Origin of the sequence: Streptomyces chryseus (assembly GCF_014650755.1) — a bacterium.
In the GTDB taxonomy this organism is placed as follows: Bacteria; Actinomycetota; Actinomycetes; order Streptomycetales; family Streptomycetaceae; genus Streptomyces; species Streptomyces chryseus.
On record NZ_BMVO01000002.1, the window covers coordinates 161,746 to 182,429 of the forward strand.

The 20,684-nt window shown below is 70.4% G+C and carries 15 protein-coding genes; 8 read left to right on the forward strand and 7 right to left on the reverse strand.

Going from position 1 to position 20,684, the window contains the following annotated elements:
* Positions 1 to 30: 30 nt before the first annotated feature.
* Positions 31 to 1,260, forward strand: a complete 1,230-nt coding sequence (gene mshC, locus IE185_RS05370; protein ID WP_138894545.1) for a cysteine--1-D-myo-inosityl 2-amino-2-deoxy-alpha-D-glucopyranoside ligase — start codon at positions 31 to 33, stop codon at positions 1,258 to 1,260.
* Between the two features lie 143 nt (positions 1,261 to 1,403).
* Here the strand turns inward: mshC and IE185_RS05375 are convergent, their stop codons facing one another.
* The 5 genes from IE185_RS05375 to IE185_RS05395 all read right to left on the reverse strand — a co-directional run bounded on the left by IE185_RS05375 (position 1,404) and on the right by IE185_RS05395 (position 7,607).
* Positions 1,404 to 2,420 carry a PAC2 family protein gene (locus IE185_RS05375; RefSeq protein WP_138894546.1) on the reverse strand — a complete coding sequence of 339 codons (1,017 nt, stop codon included), beginning with the start codon at positions 2,418 to 2,420 and terminating at the stop codon, positions 1,404 to 1,406.
* A 191-nt stretch (positions 2,421 to 2,611) separates the two neighbouring features.
* Complete coding sequence (locus tag IE185_RS05380) at positions 2,612 to 4,225, reverse strand: glycerol-3-phosphate dehydrogenase/oxidase (protein ID WP_138894547.1); 1,614 nt, start codon at positions 4,223 to 4,225, stop codon at positions 2,612 to 2,614.
* Between the two features lie 15 nt (positions 4,226 to 4,240).
* On the reverse strand, positions 4,241 to 5,767 hold the full coding sequence (glpK, locus tag IE185_RS05385; protein WP_138894548.1) for a glycerol kinase GlpK: 1,527 nt from the start codon (positions 5,765 to 5,767) through the stop codon (positions 4,241 to 4,243).
* A gap of 40 nt (positions 5,768 to 5,807) precedes the next feature.
* Positions 5,808 to 6,596 carry an MIP/aquaporin family protein gene (locus tag IE185_RS05390; RefSeq protein WP_138894549.1) on the reverse strand — a complete coding sequence of 263 codons (789 nt, stop codon included), beginning with the start codon at positions 6,594 to 6,596 and terminating at the stop codon, positions 5,808 to 5,810.
* Between the two features lie 246 nt (positions 6,597 to 6,842).
* Positions 6,843 to 7,607 carry an IclR family transcriptional regulator gene (locus IE185_RS05395; RefSeq protein ID WP_138894550.1) on the reverse strand — a complete coding sequence of 255 codons (765 nt, stop codon included), beginning with the start codon at positions 7,605 to 7,607 and terminating at the stop codon, positions 6,843 to 6,845.
* A 239-nt stretch (positions 7,608 to 7,846) separates the two neighbouring features.
* Here IE185_RS05395 and metH point away from each other — a divergent pair, with 239 nt between their 5' ends.
* From metH to IE185_RS05415, 4 genes are all read left to right on the forward strand, one after another.
* Complete coding sequence (metH, locus tag IE185_RS05400) at positions 7,847 to 11,362, forward strand: methionine synthase (protein WP_138894551.1); 3,516 nt, start codon at positions 7,847 to 7,849, stop codon at positions 11,360 to 11,362.
* A gap of 99 nt (positions 11,363 to 11,461) precedes the next feature.
* Positions 11,462 to 12,163 (forward strand): HAD family hydrolase, encoded by a 702-nt coding sequence (locus IE185_RS05405; protein ID WP_138894552.1) that lies wholly within the window; start codon positions 11,462 to 11,464, stop codon positions 12,161 to 12,163.
* Between the two features lie 497 nt (positions 12,164 to 12,660).
* Positions 12,661 to 14,262, forward strand: coding sequence for an ABC transporter substrate-binding protein (locus IE185_RS05410; protein ID WP_138894553.1), 1,602 nt, complete (start codon positions 12,661 to 12,663; stop codon positions 14,260 to 14,262).
* Between the two features lie 71 nt (positions 14,263 to 14,333).
* Positions 14,334 to 15,923 (forward strand): ABC transporter substrate-binding protein, encoded by a 1,590-nt coding sequence (locus IE185_RS05415; protein ID WP_138894554.1) that lies wholly within the window; start codon positions 14,334 to 14,336, stop codon positions 15,921 to 15,923.
* Positions 15,924 to 15,994: 71 nt separating this feature from the next.
* On the opposite strand, the gene IE185_RS05420 is transcribed toward IE185_RS05415, so the two are convergent.
* Together IE185_RS05420 and IE185_RS05425 are read right to left on the reverse strand one after the other, a co-directional pair.
* A complete protein-coding gene (locus IE185_RS05420) occupies positions 15,995 to 16,666 on the reverse strand; it encodes a response regulator (RefSeq protein ID WP_138894555.1) in 672 nt (223 codons plus the stop codon).
* Between the two features lie 14 nt (positions 16,667 to 16,680).
* A complete protein-coding gene (locus IE185_RS05425) occupies positions 16,681 to 17,574 on the reverse strand; it encodes a RecB family exonuclease (RefSeq protein WP_138894556.1) in 894 nt (297 codons plus the stop codon).
* A gap of 166 nt (positions 17,575 to 17,740) precedes the next feature.
* On the opposite strand from IE185_RS05425, the gene IE185_RS05430 reads away from it, so the two are divergent.
* From IE185_RS05430 to IE185_RS05440, 3 genes are all read left to right on the forward strand, one after another.
* Positions 17,741 to 18,955: a site-2 protease family protein gene (locus IE185_RS05430; RefSeq protein WP_373303690.1), complete on the forward strand. Its 1,215-nt coding sequence runs from the start codon at positions 17,741 to 17,743 to the stop codon at positions 18,953 to 18,955.
* Between the two features lie 68 nt (positions 18,956 to 19,023).
* Positions 19,024 to 19,932: a tRNA (adenine-N1)-methyltransferase gene (locus tag IE185_RS05435; protein WP_138894557.1), complete on the forward strand. Its 909-nt coding sequence runs from the start codon at positions 19,024 to 19,026 to the stop codon at positions 19,930 to 19,932.
* Positions 19,933 to 20,108: 176 nt separating this feature from the next.
* The gene (locus IE185_RS05440) at positions 20,109 to 20,684 is read left to right on the forward strand and encodes a hypothetical protein (protein WP_138895648.1); all 576 of its coding nucleotides are present in this window, start codon (positions 20,109 to 20,111) and stop codon (positions 20,682 to 20,684) included.

Below are 20,684 nucleotides of genomic sequence, written 5' to 3' on the forward strand. Positions count from 1 at the left end.
CCGGAACGTGCGTCCGGTTACGCTCAAGGCATGCATGCCTGGCCCGCTTCTGAGGTCCCCGCCCTGCCTGGCAAGGGCCGCGACCTCCAGATCCACGACACCGCGACCGGTGGTCCGATCACCCTCGACCCCGGTCCCGTCGCCCGAATCTATGTCTGCGGCATCACGCCGTACGACGCGACCCACATCGGTCACGCGGCGACCTACAACGCGTTCGACCTCGTACAGCGCGTGTGGCTCGACACCAAGCGGCAGGTTCACTACGTCCAGAACGTCACGGACGTCGACGATCCCCTGCTCGAGCGGGCGATCCGCGACGGACACGACTGGACCGAACTCGCGGAGCGCGAGACCGCGCTGTTCCGCGAGGACATGACCGCCCTGCGGATGCTTCCCCCGCGGCACTACATCGGCGCCGTCGAGGCGATACCCGGCATCGTGCCGCTCATCGAGCGGCTGCGGGACGCGGGCGCGGCGTACGAGCTCGAAGGGGACGTGTACTTCTCCGTCGAGGCCGACCCGCACTTCGGTGAGGTCTCCGGTCTCGACGCGGACGCGATGCGGCTGCTGTCCGCCGAGCGCGGCGGCGACCCCGAGCGCCCCGGCAAGAAGAACCCGCTCGACCCGATGCTCTGGATGGCCGCCCGCGAGGGCGAGCCGAGCTGGGACGGGGCCTCGCTGGGCCGCGGCAGGCCTGGCTGGCACATCGAGTGCGTCGCCATCGCCCTGGACCACCTGGGGATGGGCTTCGACGTGCAGGGCGGCGGGTCCGACCTCGCCTTCCCGCACCACGAGATGGGCGCCTCGCACGCCCAGGCGCTGACCGGCGAGCACCCGTTCGCCAAGACGTACGTACACGCCGGAATGGTCGCCCTGGACGGCGAGAAGATGTCGAAGTCCAGGGGCAACCTGGTCTTCGTGTCGAAGCTGCGCCGCGACGGCGTGGACCCGGCCGCGATCCGCCTCACGCTGCTCGCGCACCACTACCGGGCCGACTGGGAGTGGACGGACCAGGTGCTGGAGGACGCCGTGGAGCGGCTCGGGCGCTGGCGCGCGGCCGTCTCCCGCCCCGACGGGCCGTCCGCCGACGCCCTGGTGGAGGAGATCCGCGAGGCGCTCGCCGACGACCTCGACGCCCCGGCCGCGCTCGCCGCCGTGGACCGCTGGGCCGCCCTCCAGGCGTCCGAGGGCGGTACGGACGAAGGCGCCCCCGGCGTCGTCTCGCGCGCCGTCGACGCACTGCTGGGCGTGGCTCTGTAGCCGCTGTCGCAGCCTGCCGCCCCCGGCCCCTCTACCAGGAGGGCCGGGGGCGGCCGCGTTCGGCGCGGAGCAGGCGGGGCGGCGACGCGACGGCGGGGCGGCGCCCGATGGCACCGCCCCGCCGCCGCGTCGCTCCGTACGCGCTACTCCTCAGGGGAGTCTTCCGCCCCGTCGGCCTCGTCCGCGCCCGCCGCGCCCTGAGGGGGCTCGGCCGGCTCCGCGCGCGGCGGCTTCGGGGGCCGCGCACGGCCGCCGGAGCTGTCGCGCAGGTACGTACCGGTGCCCTCGCTCCCGTCTGTCGCGTGCCCGGGCCCGGGACCGCCGTCACGCCGCCGCAGATACCGCTCGAACTCGCGCGCGATCGCCTCGCCCGACGCCTCGGGCAGCTCCGCGGTGTCCCGCGCTTCCTCCAGCGACTGGACGTACTCCGCCACCTCGCTGTCCTCGGCGGCCAGTTGGTCCACGCCGACCTGCCACGCCCGTGCGTCCTCGGGCAGTTCGCCGAGGGGGATCCGCAGGTCGATGAGGTCTTCGAGGCGGTTGAGCAGCGCCAGCGTGGCCTTGGGGTTCGGCGGCTGCGACACGTAGTGCGGCACGGCGGCCCACAGGCTCACCGCCGGCACCCCCGCGTGCGTACAGGCTTCCTGGAGGATGCCGACGATGCCCGTGGGGCCCTCGTACTTGGTCTCCTCCAGGTCCATGGTCCGCGCCAGATCCGCGTCCGACGTCACACCGCTGACCGGCACCGGCCGGGTGTGCGGGGTGTCGCCGAGCAGCGCGCCCAGGATCACGATCATCTCGACGCCCAGCTCGTGCGCGAAGCCGAGGATCTCGTTGCAGTACGAACGCCAGCGCATGGACGGTTCGATGCCGCGGACCAGCACCAGGTCACGGGGCTTGTCGCCGCCGATGCGCACCACGGACAGCCGTGTGGTCGGCCAGGTGATCCTGCGGACCCCACCGTCGAGGAACACCGTGGGCCGGTTGACCTGGAAGTCGTAGTAGTCCTCGGCGTCGAGCGCCGCGAAGACCTCGCCCTTCCACTCCCGCTCCAGATGCGCGACCGCGGTGGAGGCGGCGTCGCCGGCATCGTTCCAGCCTTCGAACGCGGCCACCATGACCGGGTCGATCAGCTCGGGAACTCCCTCGAGCTCGATCACCCAGCGCCCCCTTTCGAAGTTCCCTTGTGCACGCATCAACCTTACGGCTTCCACCACGTGCGGTGACGCCTGATGCGCATGCGGGAAGCGTGCCCTGCGCCCGCCGGATCAACCGCCGTGTCCCGCACGACGGGTAAGGGGCAGCCGTCCAGGCGGCTGCCCCTTACCCGTCCGCCCGTGCGCCCGGCGCGTCAGGCCCTGCGGCCCAGTACGTCCTCCACCTTGGCGCGGACCTCGTCCGTGGCCAGGCCGCGGATCGTCAGCGTCGTACGGCGGCGCAGTACGTCGTCCGCGGTCTCGGCCCACTCGTGGTCGCGGGCGTAGACGACCTGCGCCCAGATCTCCGGCGCGTCCGGGTGGACGCGCTCGGCCAGCGCCGGGTCCTCGTTGGCCAGGCGCGCGATGTCGAACGACAGCGAGCCGTAGTGCGTGGCCAGGTGGCGGGCGGTGTCGGCGGCCATCCGCGGGCCCGGCGTACCGCCGTCGACGAGCAGCCGGTGCGCGACCGCGTTCGGGTTGGATATGCCCGGCAGCGGCAGCTTCCTCGGCAGCCGCGAGATCGGCTCCATGTCCTCGCCCAGCGGGTGGCCGGGCAGGGCGGCGAGCTTGTTCATGACGGTGCGCCCGATGTGACGGAACGTCGTCCACTTGCCGCCGGCGACCGACAGCATCCCGCCGCGTCCCTCGGTGACGACCGTCTCGCGCTTGGCCTTCGAGGTGTCACCGGGACCGCCCGGCAGCACCCGCAGACCCGCGAAGGAGTACGTGATGAGGTCACGGGAGAGCTGCTGGTCGCGGATCGAGTAGGCGGCCTCGTCCAGGATCTGGGCGATGTCCTTCTCGTTGACGGACACGTCCGCCGGGTCGCCCTCGTACTCCTCGTCGGTCGTGCCGAGCAGGAGCTGGTCCTCCCACGGCAGCGCGAAGGTGATGCGGTACTTGTCGATCGGCGTGGCCAGCGCGGCCCGCCAGGGGGCGGTCCGCTTGAGCACCAGGTGCGCGCCCTTGGAGAGGCGGATGGACGGCGCCGCGTTCGGGTTCTCCATCGTGCGCAGGTGGTCGACCCACGGCCCGGTGGCGTTGAGCACCAGACGGGCCGTCACGCCGAACTCCGCGCCGTCCAGGCGGTCCTTGAGCTCGGCGCCCGTGACCCGGCCGTTGGTGAAGCGAAGGCCGGTGACCTCGGCGTGGTTGAGGACGGTCGCGCCCGACGCGACGGCGGCACGGACCGTCATGAGGGCCATGCGCGAGTCGTTCATCTGGTCGTCGCCGTAGACCGCGACGGCCTTGAGGTCGTCCGTACGGAGCTCGGGCACCGCGCGCGCGGCCTTCGCCGGGCTGATCACGTGGCCGACGCCGTCCCCGAAGGCGGACAGCGCCGAGTAGGCGAAGACGCCCGCGCCGAGCTTGGCCGCGCCGTGCGGACCGCCCTTGTAGACGGGGAGGTAGAAGGTCAGCGGGTTGGCGAGGTGCGGCGCGACGTCACGGGAGACGGCGCGCCGCTCGAAGTGGTTCTCCGCCACCAGCTTGACCGCGCCGGTCTGCAGGTAGCGCAGTCCGCCGTGGAGCAGCTTGGAGGAGGCGGAGGAGGTGGCGCCGGCGAAGTCGCCGGCGTCCACCAGGGCCACCCGCAGTCCCGACTGGGCGGCGTGCCAGGCGGTGGAGATGCCCAGGATGCCGCCGCCGATCACCAGGAGGTCGTACGTCGCCTTGGAAAGGTGTTCCCGGGTTTCGGCGCGGCTCGTTGTGGCACAGCCGTCGGCCGGGCGCGTCCCGAGGGTCGGGACGCTCTGCAGGGTGGTCATGTTCGTGACTCCTCGTCAGCTCTCGTCTTCGAGCCAGCCCATGGACCGCTCAACGGCCTTGAGCCAGCTCTTGTACTCGCGGTCCCGCGTGGCCGCGTCCATGCGGGGGGTCCACTCGGCGGCCCTGCGCCAGTTGGCGCGCAGCTCGTCGGTGCTGGACCAGAAGCCGACGGCGAGGCCGGCGGCGTAGGCGGCGCCGAGGCAGGTGGTCTCGGCGACCATCGGGCGCACGACGGGTGCGTCCAGGAAGTCCGAGAGCGTCTGCATCAGCAGGTTGTTGGAGGTCATGCCGCCGTCGACCTTGAGGGCCGTCAGCTCGACGCCGGAGTCCTTGGTCATGGCGTCGCTGATCTCGCGGGTCTGCCAGGCGGTGGCCTCCAGGACGGCACGGGCGATGTGCGCCTTGGTGACGTACCGGGTGAGGCCGGCGATCACACCGCGGGCGTCGGGACGCCAGTACGGGGCGAAGAGGCCGGAGAAGGCCGGCACGAAGTACGCGCCGCCGTTGTCCTCGACCGAGGAGGCCAGCGTCTCGATCTCGGCGGCCGACTTGATCAGGCCCATCTGGTCGCGCATCCACTGGACGAGCGAGCCGGTGACGGCGATGGAGCCTTCGAGGGCGTAGACGGCCTTCTGGTCGCCGATGCGGTACCCGACGGTCGTCAGCAGGCCGTTGTACGAGTTGACGGGCGTGTGACCGGTGTTCATCAGCATGAAGGTGCCGGTGCCGTACGTCGACTTGGCCTCGCCCTGCGAGAAGCAGGTCTGGCCGAACAGGGCGGCCTGCTGGTCACCGAGCGCGGAGGCGACGGGCACGCCCTTCAGCGGGCCGGCCTTGGCGACGCCGTACACCTCGGCGGAGGAACGGATCTCCGGCAGCACGGCGGCCGGGATGTCCATCGACTGGAGGATCTTCTCGTCCCAGCGCATCTCGTGCAGGTTCATGAGGAGGGTGCGCGAGGCGTTGGTGACGTCGGTGACGTGCACGCCGCCCTCCGTGCCGCCCGTCAGGTTCCAGATGACCCAGGAGTCCATGGTGCCGAAGAGGATGTCCCCGGCCTCGGCGCGCTCACGCAGGCCCTCGACGTTGTCGAGCAGCCAGCGGACCTTGGGACCGGCGAAGTACGACGCGAGCGGCAGGCCGGTCTCGCGGCGGAAGCGGTCCTGGCCGACGTTGCGGCCGAGCTCCTTGCAGAGCGCGTCGGTGCGGGTGTCCTGCCACACGATGGCGTTGTGGACGGGCTCGCCGGTGTTCTTGTCCCACAGCAGCGTGGTCTCGCGCTGGTTGGTGATGCCGATCGCCTTGACGTCGGCGGGCGTGATGCCCGCCTTGCTGATCGCGCCGGCGACGACTTCCTGGACGTTGGTCCAGATCTCGGCCGCGTCGTGCTCGACCCAGCCCGGCTTCGGGAAGATCTGCTCGTGCTCCTTCTGGTCGACCGAGACGATCCGGCCGTCCTTGTCGAAGACGATGCAGCGGCTGGAGGTGGTGCCCTGGTCGATGGCCGCGATGAACGGGCCGGTGGTGTGTGCGTCGGTCACGGTGTGCTCCCGGAGGTCTGTAGAGGGTCGGCCGGTCGGCTCAGGCGAACGCGATGTTGTAGATACCCGCGGCGAGCGCTCCGCCGATCAGCGGGCCGACGACGGGGATCCAGGCGTAGCTCCAGTCGGAGCCGCCCTTGTTCGGCAGCGGGAGCAGGGCGTGCACGATGCGCGGCCCCAGGTCACGTGCCGGGTTGATCGCGTAGCCGGTCGGGCCGCCGAGGGAGAGGCCGATGCCGACGACGACGAAGGCGGTGATCAGCGCGCCGAGCACGCCGAGGCCCTTGCCGCTGTCGTTGAGGCCCTGGGTGAGCACCGCGAGAACGAGCACGACGGTGCCGATGATCTCGGTGGCGAGGTTCTGCCAGACGTTCCGTACCTCGGGGCCGGTGGAGAAGACGCCGAGGACCGGGCCGGCCTTGGGTGCGGCCTTCTGGTCGACCATGCCCTCCTCGGCCGGCTGCTCCGCGAGGATCTCCGGGTCCGTGAGGTGGGCCTGGAACTGGCCGTAGTACGCGATCCAGACCAGGGCGGCGCCGATCATGGCGCCGAGTATCTGGCCGGCGAAGTAGACCGGAGCGTTGCTCCAGTCGCCGTCCTTGATCGCGATGCCGACGGTGACCGCCGGGTTGAGGTGGGCGCCGGAGAGGCTGCCGGTCATGTAGACCGCCGTCATGACGGCGAATCCCCACCCGAAGGTGATGGCGAGCCAGCCGGCGTTCTGCGCCTTCGAGCGCTTGAGCACGACGGCGGCCACGACGCCGCCGCCGAGCAGGATGAGTACGGCGGTACCAATGATCTCGCCGATGAAGATGTCGGAGCTGGACACCCGCGACTCCTTTGTCCTTCGTCCAGGGGAAAGGCGAACCCCGGGTCCCTCCGGGTGGTCCGCGCCCTCGGTGAGGGCCTAACCGGTCCCTTGGCGTTGCCACACTCTAGCGCGTATTGCCGGTAGGTGTTCGGCATTGCCGACCGATGAACGGCAGTTTTGCCCTCGGTTAAGAGGTGCGTCAAGAGTTCCGTGACCGGTATCCCGATCGTTACCAGCCTGCCAGGAGGCGGCGGAGCCCGCCTTTCAGAAGCGGCTGGCGCCCAGATCCCGGGACACCGCGCGCGCGCAGTCCCGTACGGCCGCCACCAGGTCGGTGCGCAGGGCGCCGTCCTCGCGGATCCGTTCCACGGCGCCGGTGACGCCGACCGCGCCGACGGGCATCCGCCGGCGGTCGTGGATGGGGGCGGCGATCGAGGCCACCCCGTCCCAGGTCTCCTCCACGTCGGCGGCCCAGCCGCGCGCGCGGGTCAGGTCGAGCACCGCCTCGAAGTCCACCGCGTCCGTGACGGTGTGCGGGGTGAAGGACTTGCGCTCGTTCTCGACGACCTCGTTGTGCGCCACCGGGTCGTACGCCGACAGCACCTTGCCCAGCGCGGAGGAGTGCAGCGGCTGCATCGCCCCGACCTCCAGCACCTGCCGGCTGTCGTCCGGGCGGAAGACGTGGTGGACGATCAGTACGCCCTGCTGGTGCAGCACGCCCAGATAGACGCTCTCGCCGCTGGAGCGGGCCAGGTCGTCGGTCCACACGAGCGCGCGGGCCCGCAGTTCGTGCACGTCCAGATACGTGCTGCCGAGGCGCAGCAGCTCGGCGCCCAGCTGGTAGCGGCCGGAGGCCGGGTCCTGTTCGACGAAACCCTCCGCCTGGAGGGTGCGCAGGATGCCGTGCGCCGTACCCTTGGCAAGACCGAGGGACGAGGCCACCTCGGACAGGCCGAGCCTGCGCTCGCCCCCCGCGAGCAGGCGCAGCATCGCCGCCGCCCGCTCGAGCGACTGGATGTTCTTCGCCACGCTCGGCCACCTCCACCTCGGTTCGACAATGCTGAACACTATCGGCTCATGCCGACTGGGTGTCACCGTCCGAGGCCCGCCCGGCGACCGTGAGCCATCAGAACACGGCCTGCAACCGGCACCGTCCGCCTCGTGGGACGCCTTCACGCCACGGACGGGGTCGCGGCTACGCTGGCCAGGTGCGCCGTCCGCCGGGAGGGCGCAAAGCCGACAGCCGTCGCACTCCAGGGAGCAGATCCATGGCCTCGTTGCCGACCCCCACGCCTGCCAGCCACAGCAGCCGCGCCGACGCCCTCCGCGAAGCACTCGCCAGCCGGGTCGTGGTCGCCGACGGGGCGATGGGCACCATGCTCCAGGCGCAGGACCCCACCCTCGAGGACTTCGAGAACCTCGAAGGCTGCAACGAGATCCTCAACATCACCCGCCCCGACATCGTGCGCTCCGTCCACGAGGAGTACTTCGCCGTCGGCGTGGACTGCGTCGAGACGAACACCTTCGGCGCGAACCACTCGGCGGCCAACGAGTACGAGATCGCCGACCGGATCTTCGAGCTGTCCGAGTCCGGTGCGCGCATCGCCCGCGAGGTCGCCGACGAGTTCGGCGCCAGGGACGGTCGCCAGCGCTGGGTCCTGGGCTCGATCGGCCCCGGCACCAAGCTGCCCTCGCTCGGCCACATCGCGTACGACGTCCTGCGGGACGGCTACCAGCAGAACGCCGAGGGCCTGCTCGCCGGCGGTGCGGACGCCCTGATCGTGGAGACCACGCAGGACCTGCTCCAGACGAAGTCGAGCCTGATCGGCGCACGCCGGGCCATGGACGCCCTGGGCATCGACGTGCCGCTGATCTGTTCACTGGCCTTCGAGACGACCGGCGTCATGCTGCTCGGCTCCGAGATCGGCGCGGCCCTGACCGCCCTGGAGCCGCTGGGCATCGACCTGATCGGCCTGAACTGCTCGACCGGCCCGGACGAGATGAGCGAGCACCTGCGCTACCTCGCCCGCCATTCGCGTACGCCGCTGATGTGCATGCCGAACGCGGGCCTCCCCGTGCTCACCAAGGACGGCGCCCACTTCCCGCTCGGCCCCGTCGGCCTCGCCGACGCCCAGGAGACGTTCGTCCACGACTACGGCCTGTCCCTCATCGGCGGCTGCTGCGGTACGACGCCCGAGCACCTGCGCGCCGTCGTCGAGCGCACCCGCGACCTCACCCCGGCGCAGCGCGAGCCGCGCCCCGAGCCGGGCGCCGCCTCCCTCTACCAGTCGGTCCCCTTCCGCCAGGACACCGCCTACATGGCGATCGGCGAGCGCACCAACGCCAACGGCAGCAAGAAGTTCCGCGAGGCCATGCTCGAAGCCCGCTGGGACGACTGCGTGGAGATGGCCCGCGACCAGATCCGCGAGGGCGCGCACATGCTCGACCTGTGCGTCGACTACGTGGGCCGCGACGGCGTGGCCGACATGGCCGAGCTGGCCGGCCGCTTCGCCACCGCCTCCACCCTTCCCATCGTCCTGGACTCCACCGAACTGGCCGTCATCCAGGCCGGTCTGGAGAAGCTCGGCGGCCGCGCTGTCATCAACTCCGTCAACTACGAGGACGGCGACGGCCCGGAGTCCCGCTTCGCCAAGGTCACCGCGCTCGCCAAGGAGCACGGCGCCGCCCTGATCGCGCTGACCATCGACGAGGAGGGCCAGGCCCGTACCGTCGAGCACAAGGTCGCCATCGCCGAGCGGCTGATCGAGGACCTGACCGGCAACTGGGGCATCGACGAGTCGGACATCCTCATCGACTGCCTGACCTTCACCATCTGCACCGGCCAGGAGGAGTCCCGCAAGGACGGCATCGCGACGATCGAGTCGATCCGCGAGCTCAAGCGGCGTCACCCGGACGTGCAGACCACCCTGGGCCTGTCCAACATCTCCTTCGGCCTCAACCCGGCCGCCCGCGTCGTCCTGAACTCCGTCTTCCTCGACGAGTGCGTCAAGGCCGGCCTGGACTCCGCGATCGTGCACGCCTCCAAGATCCTGCCGATCGCCCGCCTGGAGGAGGAGCAGGTCAAGGTCGCCCTCGACCTGATCTACGACCGCCGCGCCGAGGGCTACGACCCGCTCCAGAAGCTCATGGCCCTCTTCGAGGGCGTCAACATGAAGTCGATGAAGGCCGGCCGCGCCGAGGAGCTGATGGCCCTCCCGCTCGACGAGCGTCTGCAGCGCCGCATCATCGACGGCGAGAAGAACGGCCTGGAGGCCGACCTCGACGAGGCCCTGCGCAGCCGCCCGGCCCTGGACATCGTCAACGACACCCTCCTGGCGGGCATGAAGGTCGTCGGTGAGCTGTTCGGCTCCGGCCAGATGCAGCTGCCGTTCGTGCTCCAGTCCGCCGAGGTGATGAAGACGGCGGTGGCTCATCTGGAGCCGCACATGGAGAAGACGGACGACGAGGGCAAGGGCACCATCGTGCTGGCCACCGTCCGCGGCGATGTCCACGACATCGGCAAGAACCTCGTCGACATCATCCTGTCCAACAACGGTTACACCGTCGTCAACCTCGGCATCAAGCAGCCCGTCTCCGCGATCCTGGAGGCCGCCGAGGAGCACAAGGCCGACGTCATCGGCATGTCCGGCCTGCTCGTCAAGTCCACGGTGATCATGAAGGAGAACCTTCAGGAGCTCAACCAGCGCAAGATGGCCGCCGACTTCCCGGTCATCCTCGGCGGCGCGGCCCTGACCCGGGCGTACGTGGAGCAGGACCTGCACGAGATCTACGAGGGCGAGGTCCGCTACGCCCGCGACGCGTTCGAGGGCCTGCGCCTGATGGACGCCCTCATCGGCGTCAAGCGCGGCGTGCCCGGCGCGGCGCTTCCCGAGCTCAAGCAGCGCCGCGTGGCGAAGAAGGACACGGCCGCCTTGGAGGTCGAGGAGCCGGAGGGCTCCGTGCGCTCCGACGTCGCGACCGACAACCCGGTCCCCACCCCGCCCTTCTGGGGCACCCGGGTGGTGAAGGGCATCCAGCTCAAGGAGTACGCGCCCTGGCTCGACGAGGGCGCGCTCTTCAAGGGGCAGTGGGGCCTCAAGCAGGTCCGCAACGGCGACGGGCCCACCTACGAGGAGCTGGTGGAGACCGAGGGCCGTCCGCGCCTGCGCGGCTGGCTCGACCACCTGCAGTCCAACAACCTTCTCGAAGCGGCCGTCGCCTACGGGTACTTCCCCTGCCACTCCAAGGGCGACGACCTGATCCTGCTGGGCGAGGACGGTTCCGAGCGCACCCGCTTCACCTTCCCCCGCCAGCGGCGCGGCCGCCGGCTGTGCCTGGCCGACTTCTTCCGCCCGGAGGAGGCCGGTGAGCCCGACGTGGTCGGCCTCCAGGTGGTCACGGTCGGCTCCCGTATCGGCGCGGAGACCGCCAAGCTCTTCGAGGCCAACTCCTACCGCGACTACCTCGAACTGCACGGGCTGTCGGTGCAGTTGGCCGAGACCCTCGCCGAGTACTGGCACGCCCGGGTCCGCTCCGAGCTCGGCTTCGCCGGCGAGGACCCCGACGCGATGGAGGACATGTTCGCCCTGAAGTACCGCGGCGCGCGCTTCTCCCTCGGTTACGGCGCCTGCCCCGACCTGGAGGACCGGGCGAAGATCGCGGACCTTCTCCAGCCGGAGCGGATCGGCGTCCACCTGTCGGAGGAGTTCCAGCTGCACCCGGAGCAGTCCACCGACGCGATCGTCATCCACCATCCCGAGGCGAAGTACTTCAACGCGCGCTAGACCCGGACGAGTCGTACACTGGTCGGTCCAGCGCAGGCCGGTCGCCTTCCCACCCGGGGAGACGGCCGGCCTTCTCGTCCCTTCAGGAGGTGTGCCCGGATGACCAGCACCGTCCCCGCGCCCAGTACCCGTACGGCCGAAGGCTCCGCACTGCAGGCCGTCTTCCTCGACATGGACGGCACTCTCGTGGACACCGAGGGCTTCTGGTGGGAGGTCGAGGCGGAGGTCTTCGCGGACCTGGGCCATGTGCTGGACGAGGCGTGGCGCGACGTGGTGGTCGGCGGGCCGATGACGCGCAGCGCGGGCTATCTCATCGAGGTGACCGGCGCCGACATCACGCTGCCCGAGCTCACGGTGCTGCTCAACGACCGCTTCGAGAAGCGCATCGGCTGCGGGGTGCCGCTGATGCCGGGGGCGGCCCGGCTGCTCGCCGAGCTCGCGGCGCACGAGGTGCCCACCGCGCTGGTCTCCGCCTCGCACCGGCGCATCATCGACCGGGTCCTGGAGACGCTGGGCCGCGAGATGTTCACGCTCACCGTGGCGGGCGACGAGGTGCCCCGTACGAAGCCGCACCCCGACCCGTATCTGCACGCCGCGGCGCGGCTCGGCGCCGAGCCGGGGAGATGCGCGGTCGTCGAGGACACCGCGACCGGTGTGGCGGCCGCCGAGGCCGCCGGCTGCCGGGTGGTGGCGGTGCCGTCCGTGGCCCCGATCGCGCCCGCGCGCGGACGGGTCGTCGTGGGGTCGCTCGAAGAAGTCGACCTCGCTTTTCTGACGACTCTGATCACGCGGCCGAACTGATCCCTTCACCGAGCGTGCTTTCGCTATCGGGCGGGAACTCTCGGCATTGGACCGTGCATTTTCCGTGACACACCGAAATAGAAATGCACTCTCGATCAAAACTATTCATAGGGTGACCTTAGTCACGCTCCGTGCTGCCCACAGGGGTGCCCCTCAGCGTCAAAGCCCTTCAGCGCGCCCCGGTTTGGCGCCTTTGTGTCCTGATTGATGGAGTGGTGTACGAAACATTCCCGCCCCGCCGCGCCGGCCTGCCCGGTCCCATGATCACCGAGCGGTAACGGTGGGCAGCGGCCCGGTCGGGCCCCTCGGGTGATTCCCACTAATCTCAAGTCGAGAACTTCGCCGCACCCCATGTGCTCCAGCGCTCAACCAGTTGCTGGTACCACAGAACCGATCGCTCTGATCCCGGCCCGATCGCTCCGCCCCGACCGGGCGGCGCGGCGGAGTATCCCGTACACCGCTGAAAACTCAGTGCCGGATGAGGGAGAACGTCCAGGATGAACCGCAAGACTCTGGTGCTGCCGGCCGTGCTCGGCCTGCTCGCGCCCGCGCTGGCCGCCTGCGGCGGCGTGGGCGGCGGCGGGAAGGGCGGTGACGCCATTGTCGTGGGCACCACGGACCAGTTCGTGGCCACGAAGGACGCTCCCGCGCCCTTCGACCCGGCGTTCGCCTACGACGCCGGCGCCTGGAACGTTCTGCGTCAGACCGTCCAGATGCTGATGCACGTCCCGCGCGGCGGCGGCGAGCCGGTGCCGGACGCGGCCTCCAAGTGCGGCTTCACGGACACCCAGAACGAGAGCTACCGCTGCACCCTGCGCGGCGGGCTGAAGTTCGCCGACGGCGACGCGCTCACCGCCGAGGACGTGAAGTTCTCGGTCGAGCGCGTGCTGAAGATCAAGAACAACAACGGTCCGGTCGCGCTGCTCTCGAACATCGACATGATCGAGACGAACGGCGACCACGAGATCGTCTTCCACCTCAAGACGCCGGACGCCACGTTCCCGTACAAGATCGCCACGCCTGCGGCGGCCATCGTCGACTCCGAAACGTACGAGGCCGACAGGCTCCGGGACGGCTTCGCCGCCGAAGGCTCGGGCCCGTACACACTGGAGACCGAGACCGAGGGCGACCGGGTCGTCAAGGCCGTCTTCACCAAGAACCCCGAGTACAAGGGCGACTTGAAGCTCCGCAACGACAAGATCGAGCTGCGGTCCTTCACCGACACCGAGTCGATGGAGAAGGCGCTGAAGGACGGCGACATCAGCATGATGACGCGCACCCTCCAGCCCGAGCAGATCAAGGACCTGTCGGAGAACCCGGCCGAGGGCATCGACCTCATCGAGATGCCCGGCCTGGAGATCCGCTACCTCGGCTTCGACACCGACGACTCCACGGTCAAGAGCAAGGCGGTGCGCCAGGCGCTGGCCGCCGTCGTCGACCGCGGGGACCTCGCGAGCAAGGTCTACCCGGCGACGGCCGAGCCGCTGTACTCGCTCATCCCGAACACCATCACCGGGCACCAGAACGCGTTCTTCAACAAGTACGGCGAGCCGAACCGGCCCAAGGCCGCCGGAATCCTGAAGGCGGCCGGCATCAGCACGCCGGTGAAGCTGACGCTGAACTACACGACCGACCACTACGGCCGTGCGACGAAGAAGGAGTTCGAGGTGCTCCAGGAGCAGCTCAACGCCACGAGCCTCTTCGACGTCGACATCAAGGGAACCGAGTGGTCGAAGTTCCGTGACAGCCAGAAGCGCGGTGAGTACGCCGTCTACGGCATGGGCTGGTTCCCGGACTTCCCGGACGCCGACAACTACGTGGCGCCGTTCCTGGACAAGGACAACTTCCTCAACTCCCCGTATGTGAGCAGCGAGGCCAGGAACAAGCTCATCCCGGAGTCGCGCCGCGCGGCCGACCGGGCCTCGGCCGCCGGGCCGTTCGAGCGGATCCAGGAGATCGTCGCCAACGACGTGCCGGTGCTGCCGCTGTGGCAGGGCAAGCAGTACGTCGCCGCGCGCGACGACATCACCGGCGTCGAGTGGGCCATCAACTCCTCGGCCGACCTGCAGTTGTGGGAGCTGGGCCGCGGCGTCTCCTGACGCCGGCAGTATCCGGCGGCGAAGACCGCGCCGCCGGTGGGACATTCGTTGAATCTGTGAGGCAAGGATCCGTGAAAAGGCGTAACCAGTGGCTGACGGCCCCGCTCGCGGCGGGACTGGCGGCGGGGCTGCTCAGCGGTTGTGGCACCGAAGAGGGCGGCTCGGGGGGCACTGAGGGTGGTGTGGTCATCGGAATGTCGGACGAGGTGCTGGCCACCGACCCGGCATCGGGCTACGACCCGGGCTCCTGGCTGCTGTTCAACAACGTCTTCCAGTCGCTGCTGAGCTTCCCCAAGGGCAGCACGTCCCCGCAGCCCGAGGCCGCGAAGACCTGCGACTTCGACAAGGGCGGCAGCACGGTCTTCCGCTGCACCCTGCGCGACGGCCTGAAGTTCAGCAACGGCAACGAGCTGACCTCGAAGGACGTCAAGTACTCCTTCGAGCGCTCGCTGAAGATCAACGACAAGGCCGGCCCCGCGGCGGTCATGCTCGGTTCCATCGGCACGATCGAGACGCCCGACGCGAAGAACATCGTCTTCCGCCTCAAGGTGCCGGACGCCACCTTCCCGAGCAAGATCGCCTCGGGCGCCGGCTCCATCGTCGACCACCGCGAGTACGCGTTCGACAAGCTGCGCACGGACAACAAGGCGGTCGGCTCGGGCCCGTACACGCTGGACTCCTTCGGCCGGGCCGACGCGTCCTTCTCGGTCAACGAGAACTACCAGGGCACCGCCGAGACGAAGAACAACGGCGTCACCATGAAGTTCTTCCACGGTGACCAGAAGGCGCTGGCGGCCTCCCTCAAGAAGCGCGACGTCGACATCGCCTACCGAGGACTCACGGCCGACGACATCGCCGACCTGGAGACCTCCACCGCCCACCGTGAGAAGGGCATCGAGGTCGTCGAGGGCTCCAGCGCCGAGGTCCAGCACCTGGTCTTCAACGTGAACGACCCGGTCGTCGGCAAGCCGGCCGTGCGCAAGGCCATGGCGTACCTCATCGACCGCGACGCCCTGGTGCGGGACGTCTACCAGTCCACCGCCACCCCGCTGTACTCGATCATCCCGAGCGGCATCGGCGCCCACAACACGGCGTTCTTCGACACCTACGGCGGCAGCCCGCAGCCCGCCAAGGCCCAGCGCGTCCTGCGCGGCGCGGGCATCACGGACAAGGTGAAGCTCACCCTCTGGGCCACGCCCAGCCGCTACGGCCCGGCCACCGTCGAGGAGTTCAAGGCGATAGCCAAGCAGCTCAACAGGAGCGGGCTGTTCGACGCGACGGTCGAGTCGGTCGAGATCAACGAGTACGAGCGGAACATCGCGGCCGGCAAGTACGGCGTGTACGTGAAGGGCTGGGTCCCCGACTACCCGGACCCGGACAACTTCACCCTGCCGTTCTTCGGCAAGGACAACGTCCTCGCCAACAACTACGAGAACCGCAAGATCACGGAGGGGATCATCCCCGACACCGCCGCCGCGACCGACCGTCCCATGGCGGAGGAGGACTTCAACAAGCTCCAGGACATCGTCGCCGACGAGGTGCCGATCATCCCGCTGTGGCAGGGCAAGCAGTACGCCGTGGCGTACGACGACATCTCGGGCCTGGAGTGGACCCTGGACGCGTCGACCGTCTTCCGGTTCTGGGAGATCAGCAAGGGCTGAGCCCTGGCCGCCGGCGCGTGAAGCCGGACCCAGCCCCCCGGGGCCGGGTCCGGCTTCACGCCGTACGGGTGCTACTGGGCGCCCGGCCTGACCAGGCCGCTCTCGTACGCGTACACCGCGGCCTGCACCCGGTCGCGCAGCCCGAGCTTCGTCAGCACATGCCCCACGTGCGTCTTCACAGTCGTCTCGCTCACGAAGAGGTCGGCGGCGATCTCCGCGTTGGACAGCCCGCGGGCCACCAGCTTCAGCACCTCGACCTCACGCTCGGTGAGGGTGTGCAGCGTGTCGGGGACCTGCTCCTCGCCCGACGGCAGGTGGTCGGCGTACTTGTCGAGCAGCCGGCGCGTGATGCTCGGCGCCAGCATCGCCTCGCCCGCCGCGACGACCCGGATCGCCTGCACCAGCTCGGTGGCGGGCGCGTCCTTCAGCAGGAAGCCGCTGGCCCCGGCGCGCAGCGCCTCCACGACGTACTCGTCGAGGTCGAACGTGGTCAGCACGAGCACCTTCGCCGGGCCGTCCTTGCCGGGGCCGGTGATCTGACGCGTCGCCTCCACGCCGTCCATCCGGGGCATCCGGATGTCCATCAGGACGACATCGGGCTGCAGCGCCCGCACCTGGTCGAGCGCCTGGAGACCGTCTCCGGCCTCACCGACGACCGCGAGATCCTGCTCGGCCTCCAGAATCATCCGGAAGCCGGTGCGCAGCAGGGGCTGGTCGTCGACCAGTAGGACGCGGATAGCCACGGAGGACTCCTTCTCTAGACCGCGTCCATTCTGCCCTGGCCGCCCTCGGCCGGATCGGCCGGGCGCACCGTCAGCTGCACGGGCAGCGGGTACACCGGGGGAGTGCCGCCGAATTCCGGGCACACCGCCCGGTGATCGCACCAGCCGCACAGCTTCGTCGGCCGCGGTCGCCACTCACCGGTCTCGGTGGCTTCCTTGATGGCCTCCCACAGCGCGAGCAGCTTGCGCTCCACGCGCTCCAGATCCGCCTCGACGGGGTCGTACGTCAGAACGTCGCCACTGCCGAGGTACACCAGCTGCAGCCGGCGCGGCACGACGCCCTTCCACCGCCAGATCACCAGCGCGTAGAACTTCATCTGGAACAGCGCGCCGTCGGCGTACTCGGCCCGGGGCGCCTTGCCCGTCTTGTAGTCGACGATCCGCACCTCACCGGAGGGCGCCACGTCCACCCGGTCGATGATGCCGCGCAGCCGCAGTCCCGACTCCAGCTCCGTCTCGACGAAGAGCTCCCGCTCGGCGGGCTCCAGCCGCGTCGGGTCCTCCAGCGTGAACCACCGCTCGACCAGCTCCTCGGCCTCCACCAGCCAGCGCGACAGCCGCTCGCCCTCCGGATCCTCCGCGAACAGCTCTGTGAGCTGCGGCTTCGACTCCAGCAGCCGGTTCCACTGACCGGGCACCAGCGCCCTGGCCCGCCCCGCCGTGCGCTCCGTCGCCGGTACGTCGAAGAGCCGCTCCAGCACGGCGTGCACCAGCGTGCCCCGGGTCGCCGCCTCGCTCGGCTTCTCCGGCAGCTTGTCGATCACCCGGAACCGGTAGAGCAGCGGGCACTGCATGAAATCGCTCGCCCGCGAGGGGGAGAGCGAGGTGGGGCGCTGGGCAGCGTCGGCCCGACCGGAACTCGTAGTCATGCCACGACCCTAAGACCCCGCACTGACAGACCCGGCATCAATGGCCGCGAATGGGGAGCCGAGGCGGAGTCCGGCGGGGCAGTCCGCATACCATCGACGGCAGACCCCTCTCGCGCTGCGTGGCCGGTGGACGCGGCGCGAGGACGCCTGCGAACGAAGGGACCCTGTGAACGAGAGCGGCGAGCGCGACAAGAGCGGCGGGAGCGGCGGCAAGCCGCAGCGCCCGCGCGAGCCGGGCGGCGGCCTCCTCATGGGCCGCCCGTTCGGCGTGCCGGTCTACGTCGCCCCCAGCTGGTTCCTCGTCGCCGCCCTCATCACCTGGGTCTTCGGCGGCCAGCTCGACCGCGTCCTGCCGGAGTTGGGCAACCTCCGGTACCTGGTCTCCCTCTTCTTCGCCGTCGCCTTCTACGCCTCCGTGCTGGTCCACGAGCTGGCCCACACCGTCGCCGCGCTCCGCTTCAAGCTGCCGGTGCGCCGGATCCAGCTCCAGTTCTTCGGAGGGGTCTCGGAGATCGAGAAGGAGTCCGAGACTCCGGGGCGCGAGTTCGTCCTCGCCTTCGTCGGCCCGCTGCTCTCGCTCGTCCTGGGCGGTGTCTTCTACGCCGGCATGCGGATCGTGGAACCCGGCACGGTGCCCGGCGTCCTGCTGGCCGGCCTGATGATCTCCAACCTCATCGTGGCGGCCTTCAACCTGCTGCCAGGCCTCCCGCTGGACGGCGGCCGGATGCTCCGGGCCGTCGTGTGGAAGATCACCGGTAAGCCGATGAGCGGCACCATCGCCGCCGCCTGGGTCGGCCGGGCGCTCGCCGTCGCCGTCCTCATCGGCCTGCCGCTGCTCACCCACACCGGCGCCCTCGGCAACTCCACCGAGGACATCGGCGGCATGGAGACCGTCACCGACGCCCTGCTCGCCGCCATCCTCGCCGCCATCATCTGGACCGGCGCCGGCAACAGCCTGCGGATGGCCCGGCTGCGCGAGCACCTCCCCGACCTGCGCGCCCGTACGCTCACCCGCCGCGCGGTCCCCGTCGAGTCGGAGACCCCGCTGTCCGAGGCCCTGCGCCGTGCCAACGCGGCCGGGGCGCGCGCCCTGGTCGTCGTCGACGGGCAGGGGGAGCCCACGGGGGTCGTCCGCGAGACGGCCATCGTCGGCGTACCGGAGCACCGCAGGCCATGGGTCGCGGTGAGCGGACTCGCCCAGGACCTCACCGAGGACATGAAGATCGCGGCCGAGCTGGCGGGCGAGGCCCTGCTGGAGCGTCTGCGGGCCGCCCCGGCGACGGAGTACCTGGTGGTCGAAGAGACCGGCGAGATCTACGGCGTGCTGTCCACCGCCGACGTGGAGCGCGCCTTCGTGTCGGCCATGGCCCGCCCGCAGTAGACGCCCGCGCCCCCTCCGACGGCGTACCGCGGCGAATCGGGCCCCCGAAAGACCGGTACGCTGGTCACATGTCCGAACCGACCGGTGCCGCCCGCCGTCGCGGCCCCTTCCAGGTCGGGGACCAGGTCCAGCTCACCGACCCCAAGGGACGCCACTACACGTTCACGCTCGAGGCCGGGAAGAATTTCCACACCCACAAGGGTTCCTTCCCCCACGACGAGCTGATCGGTGCTCCCGAGGGCAGTGTTGTCCGTACCACGGGAAACGTCGCCTACCTCGCGCTGCGCCCCCTGCTCCCCGACTATGTCCTGTCCATGCCCCGCGGCGCCGCCGTGGTCTACCCCAAGGACGCGGGCCAGATCCTGGCCTTCGCCGACATCTTCGCCGGCGCCCGCGTCGTCGAGGCGGGGGTCGGATCCGGCTCGCTGAGCAGCTTCCTGCTGCGCGCCATCGGCGACCAGGGCATGCTGCACTCCTACGAGCGCCGCGAGGACTTCGCCGAGATCGCCACGCAGAACGTGGAGCGCTACTTCGGCGGTCCGCACCCCGCCTGGCAGCTCACCGTCGGCGACCTCCAGGACAACCTGACCGACACCGATGTCGACCGGGTGATCCTGGACATGCTCGCCCCGTGGGAGTGCCTCGAGGTCGTCCGCAAGGCGCTCGTCCCCGGCGGCATCCTCTGCTGCTACGTGGCCACCACCACCCAGCTGGCGCGCACCGTCGAGTCCATCCGGGAGATCGGCTGCTTCGCGGAGCCGACCGCCTGGGAGTCGATGATCCGCAACTGGCACGTCGAGGGCCTGGCCGTGCGCCCCGACCATCGGATGATCGGCCACACCGGCTTCCTCCTCACCGCCCGCCGCCTCGCGGACGGCGTGGAGCCCCCGCTGCGCCGCCGCCGCCCCGCCAAGGGCGCGTACGGCGAGGACTACACGGGCCCCGGCAGCGAGAGCGGTTCCGCCTCCCGGGGCTGAACCGGCAACGAGCCAGCGCCGCCGCCGAGTTCCCCGACCGACCGGGGAACTCGGCGGCGGCGCTTTTCCGTTACCGGATGTTTGCCCCACCGGTACGGACCCCCCGGTTCCGCCGGGCTGTGACGTGTGGCACGATGCTCGCCACCCCACCGGTACAGCCCCAGGAGACACCCCGCGTGCAGACCTCCGCCGCCGCCCTGGACCTCGCGCACACCCGGCCCCGCCCGCTGCACTGGCTCGCCACCGCCGCCGCCATGGCCGCGGTCGTCGCCGCGGCCGGCCTGCTCCAGCCCGAGGCGGCCACCGCCTCCCAGACGGCCGTCGGAGCGGCGGCCGGGCCGGTGGAGGCAGCAGCGGCGCCCGCCCCCGACGCGTCGGGCGCGGTGTACCCCCTGGACTGCCACGGCCAGAAGCCCGCCGTGGTGGAGAAGGGCTCAGGCGACCTGGACGGCGACGGCCGGCCCGAGACCGTGGCGGTCGTGCGCTGCGTGTCGGGCATCGGCACCCCGCCGAGCGGGGTCTTCGTACTCACCGGCCCGTCGTCGCGCGTGGTGGCGACGCTGGTGGACCCGGCCGACGGGATGGGCGTCACTGACTTCGCGGTACGCGGGGGCGCGGTCCGGGCCACGCTGCTCGGCTACTCGTCGCCGGACGTGCCGCGCTGCTGCCCCGACCGGCGGGAGATGGTCAAGTGGCAGTGGCGGGGCGGCAAGTTCGCCCGGACCGTACTGCCGGACGCGCGCAGTATGTGA

What these genes read in the sequence shown, in the direction of transcription:
- IE185_RS05425 (WP_138894556.1), bottom strand. Translation starts at nt 17,574, where the DNA reads ATGACTACGAGTTCCGGTCGGGCCGACGCTGCCCAGCGCCCCACCTCG.
- IE185_RS05380 (WP_138894547.1), bottom strand. Translation starts at nt 4,225, where the DNA reads ATGACCACCCTGCAGAGCGTCCCGACCCTCGGGACGCGCCCGGCCGAC.
- IE185_RS05405 (WP_138894552.1), top strand. Translation starts at nt 11,462, where the DNA reads ATGACCAGCACCGTCCCCGCGCCCAGTACCCGTACGGCCGAAGGCTCC.
- IE185_RS05410 (WP_138894553.1), top strand. Translation starts at nt 12,661, where the DNA reads ATGAACCGCAAGACTCTGGTGCTGCCGGCCGTGCTCGGCCTGCTCGCG.
- metH (WP_138894551.1), top strand. Translation starts at nt 7,847, where the DNA reads ATGGCCTCGTTGCCGACCCCCACGCCTGCCAGCCACAGCAGCCGCGCC.
- mshC (WP_138894545.1), top strand. Translation starts at nt 31, where the DNA reads ATGCATGCCTGGCCCGCTTCTGAGGTCCCCGCCCTGCCTGGCAAGGGC.
- IE185_RS05435 (WP_138894557.1), top strand. Translation starts at nt 19,024, where the DNA reads ATGTCCGAACCGACCGGTGCCGCCCGCCGTCGCGGCCCCTTCCAGGTC.